This is a genomic window from Candidatus Thiodiazotropha sp. AKIB8 (assembly GCF_058244675.1).
Map to the genome: position 1 here is coordinate 13050 of NZ_JBSYOO010000005.1, position 16550 is coordinate 29599.

General features: G+C 51.5%; 9 protein-coding genes. 7 read left to right on the forward strand and 2 right to left on the reverse strand.

What is annotated here, in order from left to right:
• Window positions 1–200 precede the first annotated feature (200 nt).
• The 7 genes from AC4IFB_RS00550 to AC4IFB_RS00580 all read left to right on the forward strand — a co-directional run bounded on the left by AC4IFB_RS00550 (window position 201) and on the right by AC4IFB_RS00580 (window position 9148).
• Window positions 201–1187 carry a WD40/YVTN/BNR-like repeat-containing protein gene (locus AC4IFB_RS00550; RefSeq protein WP_490779068.1) on the forward strand — a complete coding sequence of 329 codons (987 nt, stop codon included), beginning with the start codon at window positions 201–203 and terminating at the stop codon, window positions 1185–1187.
• The gene (locus AC4IFB_RS00555) at window positions 1184–3592 is read left to right on the forward strand and encodes an efflux RND transporter permease subunit (protein WP_490779069.1); all 2409 of its coding nucleotides are present in this window, start codon (window positions 1184–1186) and stop codon (window positions 3590–3592) included. Before AC4IFB_RS00550 ends, AC4IFB_RS00555 begins: the two co-directional genes overlap by 4 nt.
• Before the next feature lie 363 nt (window positions 3593–3955).
• The gene (locus tag AC4IFB_RS00560; protein WP_490779070.1) at window positions 3956–5884 is read left to right on the forward strand and encodes a DUF1302 family protein; all 1929 of its coding nucleotides are present in this window, start codon (window positions 3956–3958) and stop codon (window positions 5882–5884) included.
• A 23-nt stretch (window positions 5885–5907) separates the two neighbouring features.
• A complete protein-coding gene (locus AC4IFB_RS00565; protein ID WP_490779071.1) occupies window positions 5908–7221 on the forward strand; it encodes a DUF1329 domain-containing protein in 1314 nt (437 codons plus the stop codon).
• Window positions 7222–7335: 114 nt separating this feature from the next.
• Window positions 7336–7929: a 2-hydroxychromene-2-carboxylate isomerase gene (locus AC4IFB_RS00570; RefSeq protein WP_490779072.1), complete on the forward strand. Its 594-nt coding sequence runs from the start codon at window positions 7336–7338 to the stop codon at window positions 7927–7929.
• The gene (locus tag AC4IFB_RS00575; RefSeq protein WP_490779073.1) at window positions 7926–8558 is read left to right on the forward strand and encodes a glutathione S-transferase family protein; all 633 of its coding nucleotides are present in this window, start codon (window positions 7926–7928) and stop codon (window positions 8556–8558) included. The genes AC4IFB_RS00570 and AC4IFB_RS00575 overlap by 4 nt, the downstream gene beginning before the upstream one ends.
• The gene (locus tag AC4IFB_RS00580; RefSeq protein ID WP_490774898.1) at window positions 8555–9148 is read left to right on the forward strand and encodes an antibiotic biosynthesis monooxygenase; all 594 of its coding nucleotides are present in this window, start codon (window positions 8555–8557) and stop codon (window positions 9146–9148) included. Before AC4IFB_RS00575 ends, AC4IFB_RS00580 begins: the two co-directional genes overlap by 4 nt.
• Before the next feature lie 271 nt (window positions 9149–9419).
• Here the strand turns inward: AC4IFB_RS00580 and AC4IFB_RS00585 are convergent, their stop codons facing one another.
• Window positions 9420–10928 carry a DUF1552 domain-containing protein gene (locus AC4IFB_RS00585; RefSeq protein ID WP_490774897.1) on the reverse strand — a complete coding sequence of 503 codons (1509 nt, stop codon included), beginning with the start codon at window positions 10926–10928 and terminating at the stop codon, window positions 9420–9422.
• Between the two features lie 13 nt (window positions 10929–10941).
• Window positions 10942–15702, reverse strand: coding sequence for a PKD domain-containing protein (locus AC4IFB_RS00590; protein ID WP_490779074.1), 4761 nt, complete (start codon window positions 15700–15702; stop codon window positions 10942–10944).
• Between the last annotated feature and the right edge of the window lie 848 nt (window positions 15703–16550).

The window sequence follows — 16550 nt, forward strand, 5'->3', positions numbered from 1 at the left end:
GCACCGAATAGTGTACTTAGTGTCGGCATCACCGCTGCTGTGGCGATGGAGAAGGGTGGCTGCCTGAATGTGGGCTACCAGGGAATGGGTAGTGTTGGTATGCGGTTTGTGTAGGGTTCGGCCCTGCAGAAATGCATAGATATGAAAATAATAACCACCCATTCTGAAACTGAACGGGTTGGAGACAAGAGGATCAGCAGATGAGTAAACATCATCGAACGAAACCACTCAACCCTTGGCATGCCGTCCCCTGGTTGTTCATAACGCTATTGATCGGTGGCTGCGAAGCCCCTTTGGATCTGACCCTGGTCGAGCGGGAGATAAAGAAACCGATCTACCGCTTTGATCAACTGAAGGCAGCAGCTGCCAACCATCGCCGGATCATTGCGGTGGGTGACTACGGCACAGTACTGACCAGTGTTGATAAGGGTGAGAGCTGGCAGCGAACCCAGCTGCCGACAAAATCCTCACTGATCGCAGTGAGCAGTTGTGAAGATGGCAGCTTTGCCGCTATCGACACCGTGCGCAAGGTCTGGTTCTCCGATGCCCAGGGTGGTGAATGGCAGGCGACCCAGCTGGAGACCATGGAGAGTCCCATGGCAATCAGTTGTGACCCCTGGGGTCGGCTCTGGGTCACCGCCAGTTTCAGTACCCTGATCCATAGCGATGAGAATCGTGGTAATTGGCAGGAGGTATCCCAACAGGAGGATATGCAGTTTACCTCGATCCAATGGCTCGATAGGGATAATGGTGTGGTTGCCGGGGAGTTCGGCTCGCTCTACTTCACCCATGACAGCGGTGAAAGCTGGGAGCGGGGCAATGATATCCCCAACGAGTTCTACCCGATGGCAGCCTGGTTCCGCACCCTGGATGAGGGCTGGGTTGCGGGTTTGAGCGGCACCATCCTGCATACCAAAGACCGGGGAGAGAGCTGGCAACGCCAGGACTCGGTCAGTAAGGCGCCAATCTATAGTCTGATTCCCCAGGGGGAGCGGCTCTACGCCACCGGCGATAACGGAACCCTGCTAGAGCTGCAAGGCGACCGCTGGGAAAAGGTGCCTGATGCACCCCGTCTCTTCTCCTATCTGATCACCGCTATACCTCAGGGTGAGGAGCGTCTGTTGGTGATGGGTGGGCAGGGAACCATCAGCCCCATCGCAACCGAATTTGCAGGAGCTGTCCAATGACCATGCACGCCTTCTCCCACTGGTTGAAAAATATTGACGACCTGGTGTTCAAATTCCCCAAGGTCTTTCTCATCGTAATTGCTGCATTGACCATTTTCTTCGCGTTTCAGGTTCCAAAGGTGCAGATGTACTCTGACTTTGCCGACCTGTTGCCCCAGGAGCATGAGTACATCCAGCTGCATAATTCGATTCGCGACACCTTTGGTGGTGCCAATAATGTGGTGATGGCGGTGGTGGTAGATGAGGGTGACATCTTCACCCAGCAGACCCTGGCGCGTATTCACCGTATCACCCAGGCGGTGGATAATGTCAGTGGCGTCAACCACAATCTGCTCGCCAGCCTGACCCACCGAACTTCACGCAAGGTCTGGCTGACCGAGACCGGTGATGTCAATTCCCAGCCCTATTATGACCCACTCCAGGAGAGTTGGTCGGAAGATGAGCTGAACAAACTTCGCGATGATGTGATGAGTAATCCGCGGGTCTTCGGACTGCTGGTCTCCCCGGATCTCAAAGCGGCGCTGATCAAGGCTCAGTTCAATGAAGGGCAGTTGAACTATGATGAAATCTTCACTCAGCTTCAGCAGATAAGGGATCAGGAAGAGGCCGCCGGGGTGTCGATCTATGCCACCGGCCAGCCGATGTTGTGGGGCTGGGTCTACAGTTATCTCGATCAACTGTTTCTCATCTTCACTACCACGGTAGGGATCATGCTGTTCCTGCTGATCATCTATTTTCGTCGTGCCTACGGTATTTTGCTACCCATGTTCGGTATTACCATATCGGCGATCTGGGGACTCGGAATTCTCTCCCTGCTCGACTACAACCTGGATCCTCTGACCCTGGTAATACCTTTTCTGATCTCCGCCAGGGCCATGTCTCACGCAATACAGTTGGTGCAGCGCTTCTACGATGAGCTGGAGGAGGTGGGTGAGTCCCGGGAGGCTGCCCATCGAACCTTTGATTCACTATTCCGCCCTGGCAGCCTGGGCATAGTGTCGGATGCCATAGGCCTGTTGCTGATCGCCCTGGGGTCTGTGCCGATCAATGTGAAACTGGGTGTCTACGCCTCACTTTGGGCAGTCTGTGTGGTGTTTACCGTGCTGATTGCAGTGCCCCTGATACTCTCCCTGCTGCCGAAACCGAAACCCGCCGCCAAACGTTTGGCAGCAGAAGATGCCTTGTTCGGTCGGGTGGCCTCACTGGTGGCGAAACGACAGGGTGGGGTGATCGTCCTCGGCCTGGCTGGTGTGATTCTGCTGTTGGGTGCACAGCAGAGCAGTAAGGTGCAGATTGGCGAGTCGGAACCCGGTTCACCGATACTCTATCTCGATCACGACTACAACGTCTCTTCCAAGGTTATCAACGAGCGCTTCCCCGGTTCCGAGGAGCTCTATATCGTTGCCAGAACCGATGAGAAGGGGGGTATGAAACGGCCGGATGTGTTGCAATCCATCGAGTCTTTTCAGAACCATATGCTGCTCGACCCGGAACTGGGTGGTGCCAAGGCGGTACCCGATCTGGTGAAGCAGGTTAACCGGATCTTTCACTCTGACGATCCCCGTTGGGCGATCATTCCCGACAGCGAAGCCTATGTGGGTGGCTTGATGTTCGCCTATATGGCTTCCAGTCCAGTGCCGGGCGCACTTAAGGAGTTTGTTGATACCGATGACCGTGTGGCCAATATCGTCTTCTTCTACAAGGATCATCAGGCAAAGACCATTCGTCGGGCGATTCATCGAGCCAAAGAGTGGATAAACGATCCTGGCAATAGTGTTGAAGGACTACATATCGAACTTGCTGGTGGTCTGGTGGGTGTCACCGCTGCAATGAACGAATCGGCCTATGAGAGCAACATGTTGATCATTCCACTGGTACTGGCGCTGATCTTTGTCTTTGTCACCTGGTTCTATATGTCGCTCCATGCAGGATTCATCATGTTTCTGGCGATGATGTTCTGTACCGTCTCCACCTATGCCTACATGGGGCTGGCATCGATCGGCATTAACGTCAATACCGTACCGATCATTGCGGTGGGTATCGGTGTCGGTATCGACTACTCCATCTATATCATGGACCGGATTCGTGAGGAGACTGCAAAGGCCTCGGGTGATCTGCAGCGGGCGGTGTTGACTTCCATTGCCACCACCGGCAAAGCGATCGGTTTTACAGCGGCCTGTCTGATCGGTGGTGTGATCATGTGGGTCTTTATCTCTGATCTTCGTTTCCAGGCCGATGCGGCTCTGCTACTGGTAGTGATGTTGATACTCAATGCCCTGGCGGCGATGTTCCTGGTGCCCTCCTGGGTGATGATTTTCAAGCCGAGTTTCATCGGCAGCGCCCGCTACGATGATGATGGCGTACTCTATGCTGACAAGCCTCAGCGGGACATGGCGCTTACTTAACCAGTATTTGGTGGAGCATGGCCCCACCCTACACTCTTGATTCACCCGTTGGGTGGGGCCAGGCCCCACCAAAACCATTTGCAGAGCTATATGCAATGAGTCTCTTTGCGCTTTAGTAAGCACTAAGCTTCTGATCCCTCCCTCGGCCGGAAATGATTTCCGGCCTTTTTTTGCTCGTTGGTAATTATCGAAATAATCACAAATCATCATTTGATTAATTAAAATATCGATATTTTTACGATATCCGTAACCTGTTCGTTATTGCGTCAATTATATCTAATAAAAACAGTAAGTTATGAGTTGGCACGCCTGCTGCATAGTTAACTTTCGCTTACATAATTTCAGAAAGAGGAGGAGGCTAGGATGTTCCTAGAAAGTCACAAACAACTACCGGGAAGGGAACATCCGGTCTTTAAAGCCACACTGCTGGCTGCTGCTGTCACGACCTCTCTGAGCGGAGGCCAGGCCCTGGCCTATAGCTCGGAAGACGGTACTACACAGGTCAACGGATTTGTTGAAAACGCCACCTACAGCCGCCAAAACGTCGGTCTGAGTAAGATGCGCAACACGGTGTTGATCGAAGGCTCTAAGGATTATGGAGAGCAGGGGGCTTTTTCAAACATCAGCTTCGTTGGTGCTTTCCGTGCAACCTACGATGGCGTTTACGATCTCAATGACGATGAATTCGGCAACAACGCCGGTGGTTCCATTAATATGGAGTCTGTAGGCGGTGCCGGTTCAACAACCTGGGGTGCTTCCGATGTCTCAACCGGTGTGTTGGGATTTGGTTTTGATACCTCAGAAAACCCTAACGAAGGGTTGGTCAACCTGGGCAGTGCCATTCACGATACGGATGGTGGGGTCGGCCTTGGTGTGCCGGTTCGTCCCTGCGACGTAGACTCTCGTGGTTGCATCGATGACTATCTCGATTTCTCAGAGAGTGATCTGAAATACCCTGAATTCAACGATCGACTCGATTTTCTTCGAGAGGCCTATATCGACGCAACCCTGCCAACAGATAGTGCCGCAACCTGGAACTTCCGTCTCGGCAGACAGCAGGTTGTGTGGGGGCGTACAGATCTGTTTCGGGTCCTCGATGTGATCAATCCGGTGGACTACTCCAGACATAACATCTACGACGAGCTGGAGGATATCCGTATCCCGATGTGGATGGCCACTGGTGAGTACAGAATGGGGGCAACCGAGACCTTCGATGATCTGAACATGCAGTTTCTCTGGAACTTTGACAAGTTCCGACCCAACAGTCTCGGTCAGGGTGGTACACCCTATGCGATCCTTGATGCAGGTAGTTTTTTCCGGGCGATGAAGAACTGTTGGGATAACGGCTGTTCCGTCTCCAACTTTGCCGGGGGTGCGCTCTCAACCGATTTTCCAGAACATGTGATCGGTATCCGCGACGTACATCTTCCAGACTGGTCATTGAGCAACTCCCAGGTGGGTGTCAAGCTTGAGGGTGACTATTCGGGTGTAGGCTTCTCGTTGAATGCCTTGACCTACCGTTCCCAGATGCCTTCTCTGCGTGCGGTTGTGGATAACGCGGATAACCCCTTCACTACGGAAGTCGAGTCACAGAGCTACGACTATCTGATCGCCTTCGATATGTATTTTCCCAGGGTCAACCTGATCGGTGGTTCTCTCGACTTCTATGTGGATGACATCAAGTCGGTGTTTCGAGTCGAAGCGGCCTATACCCAAGGCGAGGAGTTTGCCAATACGCTGCGACCGGAACTCTATTCAGAGTCTGATATGTTCCGCTACGTATTGGGATGGGATCGCCCAACGTTCATTCCATTCCTCAACGATAAACGTGCCTTTCTGTTATCGGCGCAGCTGTTCGGCGAGTACATGGTTGATCACGAGCGGGAGAAGGTCAACGGTATCGAAGCGGGTAATCCCAATTGGGAGATCAACCACGTGGGTACCTTGCTCGTCAAAGGCTGGTATCAGAATGACCAGGTCAGTCCCCAGGTCATCATGGCCCATGATTTCAAGGCCCATGCCAGCGTCATCGCACCCTCAGTCGATTGGTTGATCAGTGACAACCTGCGGCTCACCGTGGGTGCCAACTTCAAGATCGGCGACGGCGCACAAGAGTATGACGATTGCCGCTCCTGTAACCCTTTTCCCCCGTTTACCGGCGATGGCGAACCGGGTGATCTTGCACTGCGAAATCTGGCTGGATACGAGCCCCTTGGTCGTTTCCGTTCCGGGCCTATCGGTATGGCCCAGGCAGAGGATGAGTTTCAGATCACCCTGCGATATCGCTTCTAAGTTTTGTTATGGAGGTTTTGAAAATGCGTTTGCTTAATACAACGCTGATGGCGGGACTATTGATAGCTGCCAATATTCCCGCCCAGGCGGCAACAGCGGAAGATGTGGAGAACAGCTTCTATCCCTATAAAAATGGTATCCCAACCCATGACGGACTACAGGTGGGTATGGTGATCGATCAGTCCAACGTGGCCCAGTTCAAAGATATCATCGATCCTGCGATGTTTGAGTTTGTCAGCCAGGGGTGGACCAAGATCACCGTCGGTGAGACCACCTCTTTCGATCTGCATCCCAACTATGTACAGGCCACCATGGATGGCCTGGGCAAAGTTAAGCTGGGCGAGAAGTCCGGTGAGATTGAGGGCTTTGTCGCTGGTCGGCCCTTTGCCGAAGAGCCATCGATGGATGATCCCAGGGTGGGGGAAAAACTCGCCTGGAACTACAAGTACGGTTACAACTGGGGTGACAATGCAGCGATCTATCCTTTCTACTGGAAATACAAGGATATGAAATCGGGGAAACTGGAAAGAACCATCAAGTTCAATTTCCACTTCCTCAACTATATGCACCGGGTAAACCAGGAGCCCCTGCCTGAGATCAGCCCAAATCCTTCAAAACTGTTTCGCGCCATCTACGTGCAGGCGCTGGAGCCTTTTGATGTTAAGGATACCCAGCTGCTGATTCATCGTTACGAAGATGACTTGAAGCGTGACAGCGCCTGGCTCTATCTCGGTTTCCAGCGTCGGGTACGTCGTCTGGCATCCGGTCAGGTGACGGATGCCTTTCTTGGCTCCGACGTCATGATCGAGGATTTCGAGGGCTATAACGGTCGCATCAATGATATGGAGTGGACCTTTAAAGGCACTAAAAACATCCTGGTGCCTTTCTATAACCACAATGCACTGCCTAATCTCTCTGAAGAGCATAAGGAGTCGGATGGTTATCAGTTCGTGCATATGGGCGACAAGGGCGACTGCTTTCCCCAGATCACCTGGCAGCTGCGTAAAGTCTATGAGCTGGAGAACAAGCCGAAGGATGCAAACCATCCGATCAGTAAGCGGGTGCACTTTATCGATGCTCAGACGTTCACCATTCCCCGTACTTTGACCTACGACCGTAAAGGGGATCTGTGGAAGAGCTGGCAGATTGGACAGGCTCATCCGGATCACCATCTGCCGAAGAACAAAGGCACTGGGGTGGCGATCGATGACTCCTTTACCATGATCGATGTGCAGGCGATGCACTGCACCACGGGGCAGTTCAAGGGTCAGGTTGATCCCAAGCTGAATCCTGCCAGAAAATTCACAGTACAAAACTTGAGAGCTTCCGGTCGTTGATACCGTGCTGTTGTCTGGCGGCTGTTGTCGCCAGACATTTTTTGAGGAGTATCGGAAAGCTGTTCCTACAGTGAATATCAGATACGGATTGATCTTAGATTAAGGATTTTGATGATGGCTGAATCGACAGACGTCACTCTCTACTTCAACTTCCGCAGTCCATACTGTTATCTTGCCACCAAGACCATGTGGTCGATATTCGACGACTACCATGTGCGTATGGTTTGGCGTCCATTGGGTGGATGGGATGGCCGCTCACCACCTGAAGAGGTATTAAAAAAGCTGCCGATTGCAAGACAGGATATGGCGCGATTTGCCAGGCGCCTGGGTATTCCAGTCAATCCACCACCGAAAACCACTGATCCAACCCTGGCGGGTGCCGGTTCATTGCTGGCTGAAAAGCGAGGTCTGCTGAGGCCCTATATCAATGAAGTGATGCGTAAGGAGTGGGCGGAAGGTAGCGATATAGGACAACTCGATATCCTTCTGGATGTGGGTGAAGCTGTCGGACTCCAGCGGGATGAGCTGGCTGCGGCAGCCACTGATTCAGATAATCAGACGCAGCTGCTCAGAAACTGGCAAGAGGCCGATGAGCGGGGTGTAGTCGGCGTACCCACTTTCATAGTCGGCGACGAGTTCTTTTGGGGACAGGACCGCATCGATTTCGTAGATGAACATCTGCGGGAATTAAGGCTTTCCCGCATATGAGTCTCAAACCCCAGCTCTATGATAAAGAGGAGTGTCCGTTCTGTTGGCGTGTGCGAATGGCGCTGCATCGCTGCGGGGTGGATTTTCAACGTCTGGCCTATGATGAGTATGAACATGAGTGGACCTCATTGACACCTTACAATACGGTGCCTGTGTTTAAAATGGGTGATTCGGTGATACACGATTCATCGGTGATGCTGGAGTATCTCGACGAAAGCTTTGGGGGGCTGTGGCCGTCTACCCCTGAGGCGCGTGCCTTTGCGCGGGGGATTGCCCTGTATGCAGACAGCGCGGTAGGCAGACCGGTCAGGGATCTGGTTTTTCAACGACGGGATCGGGCACCTGCCGAGTGGGATGAGGAGGTCATAGCCAATGCCATGGGGCAATGGCACAAGTCACTGCCCTATCTCGAAGAGCGGCTGGAGGTATCGGGCTATTTTGTCCCTGGTGGAGGTATCGCCGATTTTGTATTGGCAACACGCTTCGGGCTGGCGTTGGCATATGATATGCCTTCCCCCCGAAGCCCAGGATTGATGGCTTGGTTTGAGAACATCGCCGCTCAGGCAGAATTTTCAGAGACTGCTCCGGGTATAGTAAAAGAGAAATTGGATCGAGGCTGGTTGAGATGACAGACAATCAAGAGTTCCCAACTGACAACAATGATGAGGGTGATCCACCGGTTACGGTTATGGTGACCCGAAAGCCGGTAGTCGGTAAAGAGTCCGAGTTCGAGGCGTATGTCACTGGCATAACCCAGGCCGCCATGCAGTGGCCTGGACATATGGGCACCAATGTCTTCAGGCCCAACAAGCCTGATGGGAGCTATCGCATCGTGTTTAAATTCGATCACCGCAGCAATCTTGAAAAATGGGAAAACTCAAAGGAACGTGGTGAGTGGCGGGAGATTGCGGAGCAGGTCAGTCAGCCCCGGGAGATTCAGACCATCACAGGCATGGAGGCCTGGTTTACCTTGCCGGACTGCGCGATTAATGTACATCCACCGAAGTACAAAATGGCATTTCTGGTCTGGTTGGGGGTGTTTTCTCTGGTGACTCTGCTGAGTCTACTGATAGGCCCTTATATTGAAGGTCTGCCATTGGTGGTTAAAACGTTTACTTTAACCATTATCGTCGTTCCAACTTTGACCTATTTTGTGTTGCCCTTTTTGACCCGGTTGTTTTCGCGCTGGCTTTATCCCTCGGGCTCAAATCAAACTTGAGTTTTTTTCTCCTGCCCATGCTCAGTACCGGAATGGAAGTTATCTGGCATCTTTGTGGCTTCCACAGGAATTGAGGAGTCTATGAAACAGAGGGGTAATCGATTGGCACCGAGATGCGGAGGTGAATGCGTACGCCGGTTATGATCCGGCGTACGCAGTGACATACTAACCAGGCCTTGATCTGAGCCACGCTTGTAGCCCTGAGTCTATTAATATCTATGGCCTGGTTAGTAATTGCTGATGAAAGTTTTTGCGGTTTGAGTATTACTTTCTATGCCAGCATCTGCGTAATCACTCCCTTGTTCATGGTCATCCCGCCAAGTGAGATATTGCTGTTTCCGAAAGTGGTGATCGGTATTCCCATCGCATTGGCAAGGGTCACAAACAGGTCGTTGTGCGGGCGACCGGCGCCATTCCACCGGTAGGGGAAGTTGACGTCCTGATCAGTAACAGTCTGACCGTTTCTATGGTTAATTGCACTGAAGCGCATGTATTGACCTGTCTTTAGGTAGCCTTGTGCATCACCGATCACCAACCAGGGAAGGCGTGTCAGGTCGTGACTGCCATCGGAGAGTTGTGAGTGGACTACAACCAGTGTGTTATCGAGCAGGCTGGTTCCATCAGTCTCTTGCAGGTTGTCAAGGAAGTCGAGGGTGTATCGAACCTGGTCAAAGATACGCTTATCGGATGCGTCGACAGTAGCAATCGCAGCCGAATTTGTCAGTGCCGGAGAGTCGCCAGAGACCTCATGGTAGAGGGCATGGCTATCGGAAGTGCCATAATCACCATTGCTGTAGTTAAACTCATAGTCTGGTGGCAAGGAGAAAGAGAGATTGACGACACGAGTTGTGTCAGTGTGCAGTGCCGCCGCCGCCAGTTGAGCCATCAGCTCACAGTGCACCCGCCAGTTCGGATTACTTAGGCTGCCTTTTTGATAGCCCTCATCCAGCTGCGACCAGGGGTCGATGATCGAAGACTGCAATGGGCGGTTCGCGTCCCTTCCGCTGACTATATTTGAGGCGTTGTAGAGATCACTGCGCAGGTCTCGCATCTGTGTGAGTTTGACGCGATCTTCGGAACTCACGCTGTTCAGCAGCCGGTCATACTCACCACGTACAAAAGTGTGAAGCAGGGCTCTGCGGGTCTGAGCTGGTGTTTGAGTCGTTGCGTTTGGATCGAGTGGGGTCGGGAACAAGCGATCCCACACATCCGGCACATAGGTCATAAAGGGCACCTGCTGGCCAGGTGCTGAGTAGGAGAGATTACCCGTACTTCGATCCCATTGACTGGCGTGGGGTGTTGCTCGTAGCTCGAGGGACTGGAGGCGGGTGGCAGCCCCATTGGCCGCCAGCTGCTGTGCGATGAACTGATCGATGGTTGGTCCGGTACCGGAACTGGCTGAAACGCGGTTGTTCGCTGTCAGTGATTGCGTCATCCCTTCTATATGGGCGTTAGCAGGCCCTGTCGGGTCAACCATGGCGCTGAGCATGTCCAGGTGCTGAAATATCGTGGTTCGGTCTCGATAGGGATTGAGTGCACTCATCTTGTCACGGAAGGCCCATGCGGTATCGGCCTGATCCTGCGGCACCATCTGTGGGCCTGCCACGACCGGCTCCCAGCTGCCGCGACGGGCACCCCATTCGACCTCGATGAAAAGAATGCGCTGTGGTACGCCTGTTGCTGCCTGTGCACTGGGGCTGGACAGCCAGGGAAGCGAAGCACCAGCGGTAGTGGCAGCCATCATTTTGAGAGCGGTTCTACGGTTGATTCGTTTAGTCATGTCACTCTCCTGATTAGTTAATAGTTGGACGGCTGCGGAATGAAGGTGACATGACAAGTTCGATCACCAAAGATTGCATGCTGTCTGTGTTGGTCAGCTGGTTGCTGAGATTGGTGATTTCGCAAGCATCTTGACTGCTACTGTTGCGGCCAAGTGCAAAACGGAACATGTGCTCACTCATACAGCTACTCACAGTTCGACTTGTGGGTAACTGCAGTGCGAGGTCAACGGCACTTTGCACGGTTCCGGTGATGTCGGTGCCGGCGAAGCTGCCCGTGGCATCCACTTGGCAGCCGTTCTCCACGGCACGGTAGCGTCCCAGCGCATCGTAGTGTTCGAAATTAAAACCAGCACTGTCGATGGCATCGTGGCAGGCTGCACAACCCGCTGAAGCGGTGTGCTTGAGTGATACTTCATCTCGCGTGGTGCAGACCTGGGACTCATCGACAACAAGATTCTCATCAGGCATCCCGATAGCAGCAGGTGCTGGCGGGGGAGCGCAGACAATCCCGGTGAGGAACTGCACGCCACGCAAAATTGGCGAGTGACGGCTGTCGTGGGATGTTGAGGCCAGGGTACCTGGTTGAGTCAGTACGCCTGCACGTTCTGTCATATCCAGATTGACCTGAACCAGCTGGTCACTGTTCGGAGCCGCCACACCGAAGATCGGTGCCAAGCGGTCATTAACATAGCCATAGCTGCCGGACATAAGAACAGACCATGAGTCTGTGTTCCATAACGCATGTTCAACATATTTGATCACTGATGTCTTCAAATCGCTGCGTAGCACATTGTCAAACTCAGGAAATGCGTCTGTGTTAAGCGCCATAGTATCGAGCTTATAGAGGCCAAGCCATTGCACGAAGAAGTCTGTCAGAACCGGTCTGGCGCGGGGGTCGTTCAACATGCGATTGGCCTGAGCACGAAGGACGCTGTCTGTCAGCAGGCTACCATCTTCCGCTGCAGCCAACAGAGCGCTATCCGGTACTGTTGCCCAGAAGAAGTAGGATAAGCGCGAGGCGAGTTCGTAAGCATCCAGCTCCCTGGCATTGCCTACGGCGTTTGAGGAGCCAAACTCAGGACGATACAAGAAGTTTGGTGACTCAAGCAGGGCAGTGATTGCCAGGCTAAGGGCCTCCTCTGGTGTGGCTGCATTCAAACCACCATCGATCAGTGCGTCAATTGCAGTGCTCTCTTCAGCTGTCAGAGGGTGCCTGTAGATGCGTGGTGCGATATCGTTTAAGGCACTACGCGCGCACGCCTCATCATTGCTGTTACTGCATGGCGCCCAACTGGCCAGTGACTGGATTGCCGCTGTGGCAATGGACTCCGCTGCCGTGGCATATTGCTCTACAGCCAGTGCCGACGGCGCTTGGCCTTCAGCCGCATTGGTGAATCCGTTCATGCGTTGATCGACGGGTAGGTTCAAGCTCGGCAGGGATGCACCCGGGAACAAGCTTGTGACTGTGTTCTGATATTCGACTTGATTCAAGCGTCGAATCGGCGCACCTGAGGAGCCAAATACCGCTCCTGTGCAGTCAACCCCGCCGACAGTGGTTCCGGGATCACTGTCGTTATTTGCTTGGTCGTCGGAACCGGTGTCGTTGCCACTGTCAGTTTCTCCGTCATTCCCGGCGTCATCTTCGGTACCGGTATCGCTGCCACTGTCGGTATCGTTGCCGTTGTCAGTTTCTCCGTCATTCCCGGCGTCATCTTCGGTACCGGTATCGCTGCCACTGTCGGTATCGTTGCCGTTGTCAGTTTCACCGTCATTCCCGGCGTCATCTTCGGTACCGGTATCGCTGCCACTGTCGGTATCGTTACCGTTATCAGTTTCACCGCCATTCCCGGCGTCATCGTCTGAGCCGGTATCGCTGTCACTGTCGGTATCGTTGCCGTTATCAGTTTCACCGCCATTTCCGGTGTCATCGTCTGAACCGGTATCGTTGTCACCGTCAGTTTCGTTGCCGTTGTCAGTTTCACCGCCATTCCCGGCATCATTGTCTGAACCGGTATCGTTGTCACCGTCAGTTTCGTTGCCGTTGTCAGTTTCACCGCCATTCCCGGCATCATTGTCTGAACCGGTATCGTTATCACCGTCGGTATCGTTGCCGTTATCAGTTTCACCGTCATTCCCGGCGTCATCGTCTGAACCGGTATCGTTGTCACCGTCGGTTTCATTGCCGTTGTCAGTTTCACCGTCATTCCCGGTGTCATCGTCTGAACCGGTATCGTTGTCACCGTCGGTTTCATTGCCGTTGTCAGTTTCACCGCCATTCCCGGCGTCATCGTCTGAGCCGGTGTCGCTGTCGGTATCGTCTTCATCATCAGTTTCGGAATCATCCCCGGTCTCAGTATCATCCTCTGAGCCTGGAACAACATCTACCTCGCTTTCAATCCCATTCACCAGGAAACTGCTGGGCATCTTGGCCCCACTGGGTGATGCGATAAAACCAAAGGTTACCTCGTGGTCAGGTTTTACTATCCGGTTGCGTCTTTTTCCTGACAATACATAGTTATTACCTGAATGAGAGACCAGTTTTGCATTCCATAACTTTTTAATCTCGAAGTCAGCTTTGAAACTGATGGTCCAGCCCTCTATTACCTCGTCACCGATATTGCGAATAGTCGCCATACCCTGAAAGCCTCTCTTCCAGTCATTGACAGACTTCATCATGACTTCAGTCTGGTGATTATGGTTGAAATTGCCCTGTGTTGATTCACCCCTGTCAATAACGGTAATTTCGTTAGGAATTGGGCTGTCAGCTGGTCCGGCGACAATGGCGAATCTCACCTTCTCACCAGGAAGAATGGACTGATTGTCATCATTACCTTTAAGGATATAGTTGTCCTCGGCATGTGAAACAACCTCTGCTCCCCAGATACGCTTAATATCGAATTCCGCATCGAAACTGATCTCCCAGTTTTCGATGGGCTTATCGGTGTCATTGCTGATCACGCCGATGCCCAGAAAGCCCATGCCCCAGTTAAACTTTTTAATGATTTTGGCGGAACCTGAAATCCCCGGATCGTCCGCGGAAGTAACCGTCACCGTGGTGGCTGCTGAATCCATGGCACCACTATCATCATGCACAGTAAGCGTTACATTGTAGGTGCCTTGGGCACTATAGGTATGGGATGGCTTTGGCCCGGTGCCAGTTGAGTTATCTCCAAAATCCCAATCATAGGCAACAATGGAACCATCCGGGTCTACGGAGCCACTGCCATCAAGTACAATCTCTGTATTAGCGGTTGCTGTATAGGGACCGTTGATATCAGCCGTAGGTGTAAGGTTGCCTAAACCGATAACTGCTGTGGTTGTTACGGTATCTATGATGCCATCACTATCAGTGACAGTAAGTGTGATGTTGAAACTCCCTGCATCACTATAGGTGTGAGTTACATTGACACCGTTCGCTGAATTACCATCACCAAAATCCCAGGCATAGGTGGTAATTAGCCCATCAGAATCAGTACTGTCAGCGGCACTCAAATCGAGGGGCTGATTAACAGTTCCGGTATATGGGCCATCAGTAACTGCAGCAGGGGGTTCATTGACCACATCGCCAATAGTGGCAGTGGTTGAGCCGGTTGCAGTTGAACCGCTGTCATCAGTCACTTGTAGTGAAATGTTATAGACGCCTGAATCTGTATAGGAGTGCGATGGAGTGACGCCTGTGCCTGTGGTGCCGTCACCAAAATCCCAGGTATAGCTGACTATTTGGCCATCTGTATCACTGGAAGAGGATGCATCAAAGGCAATAGACTCATTGACTGTGCCCGCATAGGGGCCACGTGGATCGGCTGCTGGCGCCAGATTGCCCTGTTCAACACTGACCGATGTCACGTCTGAATCCACGGCATTGTTATCATCAGTCACTGTCAGAGTAACGTTGTATGTACCACTGTCTGCATAGGCATGGGTAGGACTGATGCCGGTTCCGAAGCTGCCATCGCCAAAATTCCAGTCGTAACTGGTAATCATGCCGTCTGCGTCTGTTGAGCCGCTGCCGTCAAAGGTAATCGTTTCATCCGCTTGACTGGTGTATGGGCCCATGGCATTGGCAACAGGAGGTTGATTGCCTGCACCAATCGATACCGCAGTGGATGCGGTTGTGCTGTTACCCTGATCGTCGGTAACGATTAACGTGACATTGAAGCTACCTGTTGAGGTATAGGTATGGGCAGCCTGTACTCCATTGCCACTGCTGCCATCTCCAAAGTCCCAGGCATAGCTGGTTATGATGCCATCTGTATCAGAAGAGTTTGATGCATCGAAGCTCAATTCAACATTCTGAGTGCCACTGTAAGGGCCGCCTATATCTGCAACAGGGGCTTGGTTTATCACTTCCAGATCAAGTAGGCCCGCAATAATCTCTGCAGGTAATGCATTACTCGATACTGCGCCGCCGTTGACGACATTGTTAGCGCCCTCTGTCCAGCCTGGCTGGGTATCACCATTGATCTCATCAATATTGCTTATATTGTTGGGATCATTGTCTGAATTCAAAGATTCAAGTGCTACATAATCATTGTTGTTTTGACCCATGTCCCAACCGTAGCTATTAAGTTCACTGTAGCTATCGGTATGACATAGTGCACAGGGATCGGCCAGATTATCATCACTTAGCGAATTGGGGTAAGCGACTCGCCAGCTATTGAGTAATCGTGTTGTGGCCTGTGCCTGTGTGGAAAGGGTTAGCACACTAAAGATTATAAGTGTGCTGAGCAAAGCTGATGGTGAGAAAAATATTCGCTTTTGCTTTGGAAACATCGAAACCACTCCTTTGTTCGGTTTGTTGTTTTTTTTACGCAATACTCAATGTGCATTTGTCACGCCTGAATGCCAGGCTCGGTGTTTGAACCAAGCCTGAATCATCTAAAGCATGTTACGTGCACATAATGATAAATCCCGACAACGACAAGGTCGTAAACTTCCAAATATCCCTATCCAACTTTCTAACCATCCTTGTTTTATTTGAGATGCTACTTGATTGTGCGCTCTGTTTTTAAACGTGCATCACTTAATGTGTTTGGCGTTGGTCACAAATTTAGTGATTGCTGTCGGTTGTCTATAATAATTAATCGTAGTTAACCATTGCATACTCAGGAGAAAACTAAATTCAACAAGGAATCTTTATATGAATTTGGTGAATCGTCTAAGCTATTTAATTAAAAGTTTAAGTTTATTATGTGGACCCTCGACAAACACGCGGCGATTATTAGGTAGTTACTATTTAATTTACAAGATGTAAGATCCTGGGCGGTGGCGATATCCTGATGAGTGGTTGATTTTCGCAAGTATTAAAGATGTATTGAGGTTAATTAGGTATGGCTGAATTACACTATATTTATAGTAGTGCCATTTAATAGGTTAGAGATACCGCGATGCTGAGTGCAAAGCTATAAGTTAGGATCTTAGGAAGTTAAGCGTCTTTCAATTAGTGATAAGTTTCAGAAATTATTATAAAAATAATAATTAAAAGTGTTACCTGAATTGGGAGAGGAAAGGGTTTAAAAAATTATCCTTTATAATTTTATATTTTACGCATTTGGTATCTTTTGATTGATTGCTATATATGCAGATTACTGAATAAATTACTTACCAATTTATAATTATCC

Coding starts and splice junctions, on each gene's coding strand:
- AC4IFB_RS00590 (WP_490779074.1), bottom strand. CDS start 15,702: ATGTTTCCAAAGCAAAAGCGAATATTTTTCTCACCATCAGCTTTGCTC.
- AC4IFB_RS00555 (WP_490779069.1), top strand. CDS start 1,184: ATGACCATGCACGCCTTCTCCCACTGGTTGAAAAATATTGACGACCTG.
- AC4IFB_RS00550 (WP_490779068.1), top strand. CDS start 201: ATGAGTAAACATCATCGAACGAAACCACTCAACCCTTGGCATGCCGTC.
- AC4IFB_RS00560 (WP_490779070.1), top strand. CDS start 3,956: ATGTTCCTAGAAAGTCACAAACAACTACCGGGAAGGGAACATCCGGTC.
- AC4IFB_RS00580 (WP_490774898.1), top strand. CDS start 8,555: ATGACAGACAATCAAGAGTTCCCAACTGACAACAATGATGAGGGTGAT.
- AC4IFB_RS00585 (WP_490774897.1), bottom strand. CDS start 10,928: ATGACTAAACGAATCAACCGTAGAACCGCTCTCAAAATGATGGCTGCC.
- AC4IFB_RS00575 (WP_490779073.1), top strand. CDS start 7,926: ATGAGTCTCAAACCCCAGCTCTATGATAAAGAGGAGTGTCCGTTCTGT.
- AC4IFB_RS00570 (WP_490779072.1), top strand. CDS start 7,336: ATGGCTGAATCGACAGACGTCACTCTCTACTTCAACTTCCGCAGTCCA.
- AC4IFB_RS00565 (WP_490779071.1), top strand. CDS start 5,908: ATGCGTTTGCTTAATACAACGCTGATGGCGGGACTATTGATAGCTGCC.